The following is an 11,716-nucleotide window of genomic DNA, read 5'->3' on the forward strand; positions in this document are numbered from 1 at the left end:
TTACCGCTCCACCAGTTTGACACGTTGGTTGTAGAGGTTCATCGCCGCCGAAATGCTCAGGCTGATCGACAGGTAGACGAGCATTCCCATCAGCACCGTTTCCAGCTCGCGGCCGGTCTGGTTGAGCGTGATGCCCATCAACGTGCCTGTCAGGTCCATGTAGCCCACGGCAATCGCCAGCGAGGAGTTCTTGGTGAGATTGAGATACTGCGAGATCAGCGGCGGGATGATCACCCGCAGGGCCTGCGGCAGGATCACCATGCTCATGATCCGGTTCGGGCGCAGCCCGAGTGCGGCGGCGGCCTCGGTCTGGCCCTTGGAAATCGCCAGGATGCCGGCGCGGACAATCTCGGCGATGAAGGCCGCCGTGTAGAGCGACAGCGCCAGCCAGAGGGCGATCAGCGAGTTACGCAGGTGGATGCCGCCCTGGAAATTGAAGCCCTTGAGCGCGGGCAATCCCACATGGAATCCCAGCAGCACGAGCACGATAAGCAGGGGAATGGCGACAACACCCAGCCGGTAATGCCACGTGGTCGGCCGGTCGCCGGTCTCGTTCTGAATCCTGTCGGCACGTTTCCGGATCAGGCCGGACACGTAGAGACCGGCTCCGAGAACGGCGAGGATCAGCAACATGTCGAGGCTCACCTGGAACACGCCGCAGGCGTCGCTCACCGGCCCGCCGTCTTCCGGCACCGCACAGGCGTCGCTGGCCCGGTCCGGCAGGATCGGCAAGTCCCCCAACCCACGGCTGAAGAGCGGCTCGGGAATATAGACGCCACGGTTGGTCAGGGCGACGCTGTCGAAGAGCATCATGCTCGCCTCGGGGTTCTCCCCCCGGAAGTCGCGCGGCGCCGGCAGCGTCTCGATCAGGATCGCCATCGTGAAAACGATCCACAACAGCACCGGCACGTTGCGGAAGATCTCGACGTAGATCGTCATCAGCCGGGCGATGAGCCAGTTGTTGGAAAGGCGCAGCACACCGACAACGACACCGACGATCGTGGCGGTGATGCACCCCAGCAAGGCCACGAGAAGCGTATTCAGCAAGCCGACGAAGGCGGCACGCCAGTGACTGTTCTGGGAATTGTAGTCGATCAGCCGCTGGTTGATGTCATATCCCGCCGGATCGTTGAGGAAGCCGAAGTCGATGGGCTTTCCCAGGACGGCAAGGTTGTGAACCGTGTTGTTGATGAGCCAGCCTGCCAGGATCAGGAACCCGATGAGCGCGACGATCTGGATTGTGATCGAACGGTACCGGGTGTCGTAGATCAGCATGCCGAGCTTGAACGACTCCTTCGGCGGGTCGGTCATGGTGCTCATGTTGGACATATCCCTGCGGCATACCGGGCTTCACTCCCGCGGGGTCTTGAGCGCCCCGTCCTGCGGCCCGGATGTGTTTGTTATTGTGCAAAAAAGCCAAGGGCGCGGAGTTTCCCGCGCCCTTGAAGCCTTTTCTTAGCGGAACGGCGGCGAGTAGAGCAGACCGCCGTTGGTCCACTGCGCGTTCAGGCCGCGCGCCAGGCCGATCGGGGTCGCTTCCCCGATGTTCTTCTCGAACAATTCGCCGTAGTTGCCGCCGGCCATAATGGCGCGCTTGGCCCATTCCCCGTCCAGGCCGAGCATTTCACCGAGCGACCCTTCCGTGCCCAGAAGCCGGTTGATTTCCGGGTTGTTGGTTCCGCCCGAAAGCTCTTCGATATTGGCCGAGGTCACGCCGAGTTCTTCGGCCGAGATCAGCGCGTTGAGCGTCCAGCGAACCACATCGCCCCATTCGTTGTCGCCATGCCGCACGAGCGGCCCCAGCGGCTCCTTGGAGATGATCTCGGGAAGCAGAATATGATCGCCGGGGCTCTCAAACGTGGCGCGCACGGCGGCAAGGCCGGAGGCGTCGGTCGTGTAGGTGTCACAGGCACCGGCGAGGTACTGCTGCTGGGCCTCGTTGTCGGTCTCGACCGGAACGGGCTCGTAGGAGATGTTGTTGGCGCGGAAGAAGTCCGCCAGGTTCAGCTCGGTCGTGGTGCCCGTCTGGATACAGACCGTGGCGCCGTCGAGCTCCTTCGCGGAAGAAACGCCGAGTTCCTTGGGCACCATGAAGCCCTGGCCGTCGTAGTAGTTCACACCGACGAATTCGAACTTCAGGTCGACGTCGCGGGTGAAGGTCCAGGTGGTGTTCCGGGCCAGCATGTCGATTTCGCCGGACGCGAGCGCGGTGAAGCGCGTCTTGCCGGTTGTCGGGATGAATTCGATGGCGGTCGCGTCGGAAAGGACGGCGGCGGCGACGGCGCGGCAGATCGCAACGTCGAAGCCTTCCCACTCCCCGCTCGCGCTCGGGTTTGCAAACCCGGTGAGACCGGTGTTCACACCGCAGTTCAGCGTACCACGCGCTTTGACATCATCCAGCGTCCCTGCCGAAGCAACTCCGGCGGATAGGCCAGCCAGAGCCAGCGCTCCAACGAGTACGGTCTTTTTCATTTGTACCTCTTCCTGATGGTCCCACCCAGGTTCGAGTGGTGTTCCTTTTTTTTGGGCGCAAAGGCCCCGAAAATCACGCGAGAGAGAGGTCCCCTCTCTCAACGCCCCAACATTGGGCAAATAACCAAATAAAGGTCAAGTGCAGGACAGAAAGCGGCCGTAGGGTAACCCTGCCATAGCAAATGGATGCGCTGAGAGATCAATTATTGGGCGATCGTTCCAGCCCCACTGTCACGATTCGGGCGATACGCGAGAAAGTTCATGGAAACGAGCGGCATGCAGGAAGGCTTGCCGCTTGATCTCGGCTTCCGCAGCGGCAGTTTCGTCCACGCCCCACTGGCTTTCCTGGAACGCCTCGTCAATTCGCGACATTTGCCAGATCTCGTCAGCCGGGAGAATCCCTTCTATTGCGGCGAGGCCCAGAACGAGCGAACCGGTCAGACTCACCAGGTCGTGCAGCGCGGTCAGCGCAAAGACGTCCTCACGCTCGACGCGCTGGCGCAGGCGCGAGAGGCTCTCCGCCGGTTGTGCGACCGGCACGATTCCCGCAGTCGGCACAAGCGCTGCGCCGATTGCCGAGCGCGCCCACTCCAGCATCGGGTCCCAGGCCTCCGCTTGCTGGACGAAGAGCCGGTCCGGCCCCTCTGCGCGATAGCAGCACAGATCGGTCTCGCCATAGGCCGCAATCAGCCCTGCAACCTCCGCGAACTGCGGTGCGACCTTGTCGATCGCCGCATTCGCGGATCGGGTGAACGGCATCGACAGCGGGTCGATAACCTCCGCCTGCGCGTCCCATTCCGCTGCGATCTCCCGAGCGAGCGGCCGTGTGGGCACCAAGAGCACCGCCTTTGCGGGCGTGCGCAATGGCCGCCCGTCGAGCGACACGCCCCAGCCGCCATCGCATTCCGTGATATCGGCGCGTTTCCAGAACCGCTTCGCCTTCCACTCGGCCATTCACGCCTCCCAGAGCCGCTCGATTGCAGCCGGCAAGTCTTCATATCGGTCAATCACGGCACCGGCCCCGGCGCGCAAAAGGTCCTGCGCGGGGTGGTAGCCCCAGGACACGCCAATGGTCTCGAAACCGGCGGCCCGCCCCATCTCGATGTCGAAAGTCGTATCGCCGATCATCACCGCATCGCGGGCCTCGGCCCCGGTTTCGACAAGCGCCGTCAACAGCATGGACGGGTGCGGCTTGGACGGGTGGTGATCGGCCACCTGTTCCGTCGCGAAGGCGCCGGTCAGCCCGTGTGCCGCCAAAAGATGATCCAGCCCGCGGCGCGACTTGCCTGTCGCCAGCCCGACCATCAGGTCATCGCGGCCCAGCAACATGTCGACCACGTCCCGCGCACCTGGATAAAGCGGCGACATGCGCTCCGGCGCGCCGGTCTGTCGGATCGAGGAGAAGCTGTCCTTGTAGGCTTCCACGAGCGCGACGCGGCGATCCGGTTCGATGTCCGGCGATAGCCGCTCCATCGCCACCGGCAGCGACAAACCCACGATGCCGAGCACCGCGTCGCGGCTCGGCGCTTCCAGACCGAGCGCATCGTAGGCACGGGCCATCGCACCCAGGATGTGGGCCTGACTGTCCACAAGCGTGCCGTCCACATCGAACACGACCAGTCGCAACGGGCTATCGGCGGTCATTCGATCTCCTCGAACGGGTCGGCCGGCACATCGGCCGGTTGCCAGCCCAGCATGTCCCAGGTTTTCTGCATATGCTCGGGCAGTGGCGCGGTAATACTCAGCCGGTTTCCCGTCACCGGATGGGTGAAGCTCAGGGACCGGGCGTGAAGGTGGAGCTTGCGGGAAAGCGCGCCGCCGAGCCCCGCGCCCCAGCCGTCGCCGAGGTTCTCCTGCCCGGACCCGCCATATTTCCCATCGCCGATGATCGGATGGCCGATCTCGGCCATATGGGCGCGGAGCTGGTGGGTCCGGCCGGTGACCGGCACCAGCGCCGCCCAACTCACGCGGCCGCCAAGTCCGGAGAGCACCGCGTAGTCGGTGGTCGCCCGTTTCGCTCCCGGCGTGGTATCTACGTCGCGCGGGTGCAGGCAGCGCATCTTCTCGCCCTCCCCGCCCGCGCCGTGACCGGACGCCTTGACCAACCCGTAGCGGACCGTGCCAAGCTGCGGCGACGGCACCCCGGCCAGCGCGGCCCAGTAGATCTTGCGCGTGTCGCGTGCCCGGAACGCCTCGGTCAACGCGCCGGCCGCGGCGCGTGTCCGCGCGAGGAGCAGGACGCCCGACGTATCCTTGTCGAGCCGATGAACGAGGCGCGGCTTTTCGTCGAGCCCGAACCGCAACGCGTCGGCCAGACCATCGACATGGCGGGTCTGCTTGCTGCCGCCCTGCGTCGGCAGACCGGCGGGCTTGTTGAGGGCAATGAGGTGGTCGTCGCGAAAGAGCACCGCCGCGCGGATCATCTTCGCATCCGCCTCCGACACGGCAGGCACCGCGCGTCGCGGCGCCTCCGTCTCCGGGTCGGGCAATGGCGGCACACGGACCGTCTGCCCCGCCTCGATCCGGGTCGACGTCTTGACCCGGCCGCCGTCGAGCCGCACTTCGCCCTTGCGGCACATCTTCTCGATGCGGCCTTGCCCGACATGCGGAAAGCGGTTGCGAAACCAGCGGTCGAGCCTCTGGCCCGCTTCGTCCGCACCAACCTCGATCTGCTGCACCCGGCTCATGGCAGCGGCACCAGCCCACGGGCAAGCGCCAGGCCGGCCACCAGCGCCGCGAGCGAGATCAGAACCGACACCGCGATATAGATCAGCGCGATTTCGGACTTGCCTTCTTCCATCAGGAAGATGGCATCCAGCGAAAAGGCGGAGAATGTCGTGAATCCGCCGAGAACCCCGGTCATCAGGAAAGGTGTCAGATGGGTGCCGCCCTTGCGCGCCAGCACAACCACCAGCGCCCCCATCAGAAAGGAACCCACGATGTTCACCGTAAGCGTGCCCCAGGGGAATCCGATGCCGAGAAGCGCCTTCATGGCGACATTCGTCAGGTAGCGGCAAGCGGCTCCGATTGCCCCGCCGAGAGCGACTTGAAGTGCAGTGAAAATCATGGCGCCGGTGTCCATGGACAGCGGCGCCATGTCAAGCGTCAGATCGGGATTTCAGATCGCCTCAGGCGGCGTCGCTGTGCCGGGTGCCGGTTTCGGCCGCACCGTCGATCGTCTCGATGATCCGGTCTTCCGGCACGTCGCCGAGGACGGTCTTCTTGCCGTGGATCATCGGCGTAACCAGGTCCTCGCCTTTCCAGACCCTGTAATAGACGATGGACCCGACATGCAGCAGCACCAGCAGGAGGATGAGCGGCGGCAAGGCGTTGTGCCACCCGGTCGCCCAATTGACCCAGGAACCGCTCACCGAATCCGCGAGCGGCCCCTTGTTGATGAAGTCGTCGGGATCGGAAAAGAGCCCGGTATAGGCCTGCAATCCCAGGACGCCCAGCAGCGCGAAAACCGACACCGCCCCCATCGGGTTGTGTCCTGCCCAGAAGCTCGGTGTCCGCGCACGGATTCCGCGCAGGTAGGCAATGAACGTCGCCGGGGAATAGACGAAGTCCCGGAACCGCGCAGGCCACGGCCCGACGAGGCCCCAGATCAGCCGGAACACCAGCAATCCGATCACGGCGTATCCGAAGTAGAAGTGCAACGTCATGATTCCCGGGCCGAATTCACCCAGGAACCATGCGGTCGCGACACAGATCGCCAGCGCCCAGTGGAACAGGCGAATGCCCGGATCCCACAGGCGGACACGAGTTAACTTGCCGGAACCCGGCGACCCGTTTGTCATTGGACTCAGTCCTTCTTGAGCTGGAACGCCTTGTGGCATTCCTGACATTGCTGGCCGATGCCGCCGAGCGCCTGGGCCATCTCACCCTGGCCGTTGCCGGCGACCTCCTGCATCGTCGCCGCGGCTTTCTGCAACTCGGTGCCGATGCCACCGGCCTTCTCGAAATTGTTCCACAGATCGGGCTTGGCGTAGGAAACCCCCGGAAGATCGTCGGCCGAGGTGCCCGGAATCCAGAAGCCGGACATATCCATGTTCACCAGCTCGACCAGCGCGTCGGCGGCGGCCTGCGCCGCGGCAGGATCATAATCGACCTCGCCCTTTGCCATCGCAGCAAAGGTTCCAACCTGTTTGCCGTATGATTTCATGTGGTCCTGACGCGCCTTGACGGCATCTGTCGCGGCATCTGCAACGGCAAGCGTCGGAAGGGAAAGGGCAATGGCGGTGAGAATGATCTTGCGCATGGCTGGTCTCCAAAATGTGCCAAGTCGGGACGAACCCGCGTAGTACGCGGGGGCTCGCGGTTTCCGTCGCCATGATTTGCATAAATTTCGGAAGCACGAGAACAATAATGTTTCGTTGCGAATATCAAATCTTGGTCAGGACGCGTCGCCACGTTTTGACCGGAGCTTCGCGAAATACTCGGTGCGGCGCTTCAATTCGCGTTCGAAGCCCCGTTCGACCGGGAAGTAGTAGAGACCGCGCTTCATGCCATCGGGGAAATAGTTCTGCCCCGAGAAGGCATCCTCTGCATCGTGATCGTACTGGTACTCCGCCCCATATCCCTGCTCTTTCATGAGCGCGGTCGGTGCGTTCAGGATGTGCTTCGGCGGCGGTTCCGAACCGGTGCGGGCGGCAGCCGACATTGCCGCCTTGTAGCCCGCGTAGGCAGCATTCGATTTCGGCGCCAGCGCGAGGTAGACGACAGCCTGCGCCAGGGCCAGTTCCCCCTCCGGGCTGCCCAGTCGCTCGTATATCTGCCAGGCCTCCAGGCAAAGGCCCTGCGCCTGCGGGTCGGCCAGGCCAATGTCCTCCACCGCCATCCGGGTGATCCGCCGCGCCAGATAGCGCGGGTCCTCGCCCCCTTTCAGCATCCGGGCCAGCCAGTAGAGCGCCGCATCCGGATCGGAGCCCCGCACCGATTTGTGCAGGGCCGAGATCAGGTTGTAGTGAGCGTCTCCCGACTTGTCGTACTGGGCGGCCCGCTGCGTCAGACGCGCGGTCAACACATCGGTATCGACGACGGCACCGCCTCCCCAGGCCGCGATCTGCTCCACCAGGTTGAGCAGGGCGCGCCCGTCTCCATCTGCCATCGCGACCAGTGTCGTCCGGGCACCGTCGGTCAGCGGGAGCGGGTGGCCCAATTCGGCCTCGGCGCGCGCCAGCAGGGCGGCAAGCGCGGCCTCGTCAAGGCGGTTCAGCACCAGCACCTGCGCGCGGCTGAGAAGCGCGGCATTCAGCTCGAAGGACGGGTTCTCGGTCGTCGCCCCGACCAGAACGATCGTTCCGTCCTCCATGTGCGGCAGAAACCCATCCTGCTGCGCCTTGTTGAACCGGTGGATCTCGTCAACGAAGAGCAGCGTTCCCTGGCCATTCCCGCGCCGGTGCCGTGCCGCCTCGAACACCTTTCGCAGCTCCGGAACGCCGGTGAAAATGGCGCTGATCTGTACGAAATGCAGATCGGTCTCGTCGGCCAGAAGGCGCGCGATGGTCGTCTTGCCGACACCGGGCGGCCCCCACAGGACCAACGACGAGAGACTGCCCGTGGCAAGCATCGCCCCCAGCGGCCCATCCGCTCCAAGCACATGATCCTGGCCGATAACCTGCGAGAGGCTGGTCGGACGCAACCTGTCGGCCAGCGGGCGCGGACCGGGCGTTTCCGAATTGGGAGCAGGCGAGTCGAACAGGTCTTGCATGAGCGCAGACTAGGCGCGTGCCGGGGGGAGCGAAAGCCGAACCTCGGACTATAGCAGGCGGGCATCCTTCGCGCGCTGGATGGCTTCGGCGGTCGTCCGGGCCATGAGTCTCTGACGGGCAGAGGTGAGCCGCGCCTTCAACGCGCTCTCGGAGATGTTGAGCTTTGCCGCGGCCGCTGCGTGCCTGTCGCCGGCCGCAATGAGTCTCAGCGCCTCCGTCTGGGCCGGGGTCAGCCGTTCGGGGGGCTCGGTCAGGGCATGGAGGCGGCCCACAATCCCCGAAATGGCCTTGATCTCCGCGTCGTTGAATTCCCGGTCCGAACGCGCGGCCCCGGCGATTGTGCGCGATACGATCGGACCAACCGAAACCTGCACCCCGAAGGTGAGGCCGAACTGGTCCGCTTCAAGCATGATTCCGAACGGATCGGGAATGTCGATCTCGCTCCAGCGCGCGGCGCCTTCGGTCGAAAACCCCCAGGCGGTCATCGGATCGCGCATCGCGTAGGCATTGGCCGTGTAGTGCTCGATCCAGGCCGGATTGTAGGTCTGATACGTCAGCAGTGGCGAGGCGAAACGAATATGCAAACCCACGAAATACCCGGCCGGGGCCAACACGGCCAGATCCGTGAGTTCCTTATCTATTGTCGCGCGTTCCGCCATACTGGCTCACTATCTAGGGGTGTCGGAGGCGATTGTCATATTGGCACCCGCAATTATTCGTAACCATTCCGGGAATGCCCTCGCATCGCCGTATCAACATTAGGCGTCGATTTCTGGCGCTCCTACGAAAAAAGCCCCCGAATGATCCGAGGGCTTCGTCTTGTCCGTGGCGACGGTGCTTACGCCTCGTCGGCCGCTTCCTCGCGCGCACGGTCGTCGGCACCCTTGGCGTCGACGTCGCGGTCGACCAGTTCGATGATCGCCATCGGGGCCATGTCGCCGTAGCGGAAGCCGGCCTTCAGAACGCGCACGCAACCACCGTTGCGCTCCGCGTACCGCGGGCCCAGCACGTCGAAAAGCTTCGCGACATGCTTGTCCTGCTTGAGGCGCGACGCGGCCAGGCGCCGGGCGTGCAGGTCGCCGCGCTTGCCGAGCGTGATCAGCTTCTCGACAATCGGCTTGAGTTCCTTGGCCTTGGGCAGGGTCGTCTTGATCTGCTCATGCTCGATCAACGAGCCGGCCATGTTGGCAAAGAGCGCCTTGCGGTGCTCGTGCGTACGGTTCAGGCGGCGGTATCCGCGGGCGTGACGCATGTGTCTTCTCCTTCGTGCCCTCTACGGGCGGTTTTGCTTTGTCCGGCGACCCATGCGTGCGGGTCGCTCTCCTTGGGGCGGGATGCCCAGGGTGATTCCCGTTTTGAAAATCACCGTTGGCCAACAGGCGAAATGCCCGGTTCGGGCAAATCGACGAGAGGCCGGTTGTTCGGACGCGCCTGAGCGGCGCGCCCAGATCGAAGATCAGAACTGATCTTCGAATTTCTTGGCGAGATCCTCGATGTTCTCCGGCGGCCATTCCTCGACATCCATGCCGAGGTGCAGGCCCATGCCCGAGAGCACTTCCTTGATCTCGTTGAGCGACTTGCGGCCGAAGTTCGGGGTGCGGAGCATCTCGGCTTCGGTCTTCTGGATCAGGTCGCCGATGTAGACGATATTGTCGTTCTTCAGGCAGTTCGCCGAGCGGACAGAGAGTTCCAGCTCGTCCACCTTCTTCAACAGAAGCGGGTTGAACTCCAGCCCATCGTCCTCTTCCTGGCGGCCGGCGGCTTCCGGCTCCTCGAAGTTGACGAAGATCGACAGCTGGTCCTGCAGGATGCGCGCGGCAAAGGCGAGCGCGTCGTCCGGGGTGACCGACCCGTCGGTCTCGATCTTCATCGTCAGCTTGTCATAGTCGAGCACCTGGCCCTCGCGGGTCGGCTGCACGTCGTAGGAGACCTTCTTGACCGGCGAATAGATCGCGTCGATCGGAATCAGACCGATCGGTGCGTCTTCCGGGCGGTTCTTGTCGGCGGCGACATAGCCCTTGCCCGTGTTGACGGTCAGTTCGACGTAGAGGTCCGCACCTTCGTCGAGGTGACAGATGATGTGATCCTTGTTCAGGATCTCGATCCCCGCCGATTCCGAAATCTCGCCGGCGGTCACGGCACCCGGCCCCTTCGCGGAGATCGACAGGCGCTTGGGTCCGTCGACATCCATGCGGATGGCAACACCCTTGAGGTTGAGCACGATATCGGTGACGTCTTCACGCACACCGGCAACGCTGGAAAACTCGTGCAGGACGTTGTCGATCTGTACGCTGGTGATGGCGGCGCCCTGGAGCGACGACAGCAGAACGCGGCGCAGGGCATTGCCGAGCGTCAGACCAAAACCCCGCTCGAGGGGTTCGGCCACCACAGTCGCCTTGCGGCTCGCATCGGCGCCGGGCTTGACCTCCAGCTGGGTGGGCTTGATCAGTTCCTGCCAGTTCTTGTGGATCATGTATGTTGCCTCCATACCTGTTCGCCTCCCATGTCCGACGAGACGAACGCCCGAGGGTCAAAATGCCAGAACGGACCGCACCCGTTACGGCGCGGTCCGGTAGTGTCGGGCCAGTTCCTCAGACGCGGCGGCGCTTCGGAGGACGGCAGCCGTTGTGTGCAATCGGCGTCACGTCGCGAATCGACGTGATGTTGAACCCGACGGCAGCAAGGGCACGCAATGCGCTCTCGCGGCCGGAGCCCGGCCCCTGAACCTCGACCTCCAGCGTTTTCACGCCGTGTTCCTGCGCCTTGCGGCCAGCATCTTCGGCGGCCATCTGGGCGGCGTAGGGGGTCGACTTCCGGGAACCCTTGAAGCCCATCGTACCGGCGGACGACCAGGAGATCGCGTTGCCCTGCACGTCGGAAATCAGGATCTTGGTGTTGTTGAACGAGGAGTTCACATGCGCAACGCCAGCGGCGATGTTCTTGGAAACCTTGCGCTTCGAAGGACGCTTGTCACGAGCCATATCTTCTGCCCTCCCTTACTTCTTCTTGCCGGCAATCGGCTTGGCCGGGCCCTTGCGGGTGCGGGCATTGGTATGGGTGCGCTGGCCGCGCACGGGCAGGTTGCGGCGATGGCGCAGGCCGCGATAGCAGCCGAGGTCCATCAGACGCTTGATGTTCATCTGGGTCTCGCGACGCAGGTCGCCTTCAACGGTGTAGTTCGCGTCGATGTGCTCGCGGATCGCCAGAACCTCGGCGTCGGAGAGTTCGTTCACGCGACGCGTCACGTCGATGCCCACGGCCGAGCAGATTTCCGCGGCGGACGAGGTGCCGATTCCGGTGATGTAGGTGAGCGCGATCGGGACGCGCTTGGCTGTCGGGATGTTGACCCCTGCAATACGTGCCAAGAGGTATGTTCCTTCATGGTTGCGGTTCCGTAGCGCCAGAACCTTTTTTCACAACAGTTTTCCCGTTGGCGTGCCGCCAGCGGGAGAGGTTTCGCACCGAGTCGCCTGCCGCCTTTCAAGGCTCCCTCGCGACATACCGCATGGGTCGAACAGTCGACGGCGATT

General features: G+C 63.9%; 14 protein-coding genes. All 14 read right to left on the bottom strand.

Features of this window, described 5'->3' with window-relative positions:
• The 14 genes from ARC39_RS22880 to rpsM all read right to left on the bottom strand — a co-directional run bounded on the left by ARC39_RS22880 (window position 1) and on the right by rpsM (window position 11,551).
• Window positions 1–1,320 (bottom strand): amino acid ABC transporter permease, encoded by a 1,320-nt coding sequence (locus tag ARC39_RS22880; RefSeq protein WP_068118576.1) that lies wholly within the window; start codon window positions 1,318–1,320, stop codon window positions 1–3.
• 135 nt (window positions 1,321–1,455) lie between these two features.
• A complete protein-coding gene (locus ARC39_RS22885) occupies window positions 1,456–2,472 on the bottom strand; it encodes an amino acid ABC transporter substrate-binding protein (RefSeq protein ID WP_068118485.1) in 1,017 nt (338 codons plus the stop codon).
• 231 nt (window positions 2,473–2,703) lie between these two features.
• Complete coding sequence (locus ARC39_RS22890) at window positions 2,704–3,426, bottom strand: ATP12 family chaperone protein (protein WP_068118486.1); 723 nt, start codon at window positions 3,424–3,426, stop codon at window positions 2,704–2,706.
• Window positions 3,427–4,116, bottom strand: a complete 690-nt coding sequence (locus tag ARC39_RS22895) for an HAD-IA family hydrolase (protein WP_068118487.1) — start codon at window positions 4,114–4,116, stop codon at window positions 3,427–3,429.
• Entirely contained in the window at window positions 4,113–5,159 is a 1,047-nt protein-coding gene (locus ARC39_RS22900; protein WP_068118489.1) for an RluA family pseudouridine synthase, read from the bottom strand. Before ARC39_RS22900 ends, ARC39_RS22895 begins: the two co-directional genes overlap by 4 nt.
• The gene (gene crcB / locus ARC39_RS22905) at window positions 5,156–5,539 is read right to left on the bottom strand and encodes a fluoride efflux transporter CrcB (protein ID WP_068118577.1); all 384 of its coding nucleotides are present in this window, start codon (window positions 5,537–5,539) and stop codon (window positions 5,156–5,158) included. The genes ARC39_RS22900 and crcB overlap by 4 nt, the downstream gene beginning before the upstream one ends.
• 61 nt (window positions 5,540–5,600) lie before the next feature.
• Complete coding sequence (locus ARC39_RS22910) at window positions 5,601–6,272, bottom strand: cytochrome b/b6 domain-containing protein (RefSeq protein ID WP_078059435.1); 672 nt, start codon at window positions 6,270–6,272, stop codon at window positions 5,601–5,603.
• Between the two features lie 5 nt (window positions 6,273–6,277).
• Window positions 6,278–6,733 carry a c-type cytochrome gene (locus ARC39_RS22915; protein ID WP_068118490.1) on the bottom strand — a complete coding sequence of 152 codons (456 nt, stop codon included), beginning with the start codon at window positions 6,731–6,733 and terminating at the stop codon, window positions 6,278–6,280.
• Window positions 6,734–6,868: 135 nt separating this feature from the next.
• Entirely contained in the window at window positions 6,869–8,185 is a 1,317-nt protein-coding gene (locus ARC39_RS22920; RefSeq protein ID WP_068118499.1) for a replication-associated recombination protein A, read from the bottom strand.
• Between the two features lie 48 nt (window positions 8,186–8,233).
• Window positions 8,234–8,845, bottom strand: a complete 612-nt coding sequence (locus ARC39_RS22925) for an autoinducer binding domain-containing protein (protein ID WP_068118500.1) — start codon at window positions 8,843–8,845, stop codon at window positions 8,234–8,236.
• Between the two features lie 179 nt (window positions 8,846–9,024).
• A complete protein-coding gene (gene rplQ / locus ARC39_RS22930; protein WP_068118501.1) occupies window positions 9,025–9,438 on the bottom strand; it encodes a 50S ribosomal protein L17 in 414 nt (137 codons plus the stop codon).
• A gap of 204 nt (window positions 9,439–9,642) precedes the next feature.
• A complete protein-coding gene (locus ARC39_RS22935; protein ID WP_068118578.1) occupies window positions 9,643–10,659 on the bottom strand; it encodes a DNA-directed RNA polymerase subunit alpha in 1,017 nt (338 codons plus the stop codon).
• Between the two features lie 118 nt (window positions 10,660–10,777).
• Window positions 10,778–11,167, bottom strand: a complete 390-nt coding sequence (gene rpsK / locus ARC39_RS22940; protein ID WP_068118502.1) for a 30S ribosomal protein S11 — start codon at window positions 11,165–11,167, stop codon at window positions 10,778–10,780.
• A 15-nt stretch (window positions 11,168–11,182) separates the two neighbouring features.
• Window positions 11,183–11,551, bottom strand: coding sequence for a 30S ribosomal protein S13 (rpsM, locus tag ARC39_RS22945; protein ID WP_068118504.1), 369 nt, complete (start codon window positions 11,549–11,551; stop codon window positions 11,183–11,185).
• Between the last annotated feature and the right edge of the window lie 165 nt (window positions 11,552–11,716).

Origin of the sequence: Tropicimonas marinistellae (genome assembly GCF_001509585.1) — a bacterium.
Taxonomy (GTDB): domain Bacteria; phylum Pseudomonadota; class Alphaproteobacteria; order Rhodobacterales; family Rhodobacteraceae; genus Tropicimonas; species Tropicimonas marinistellae.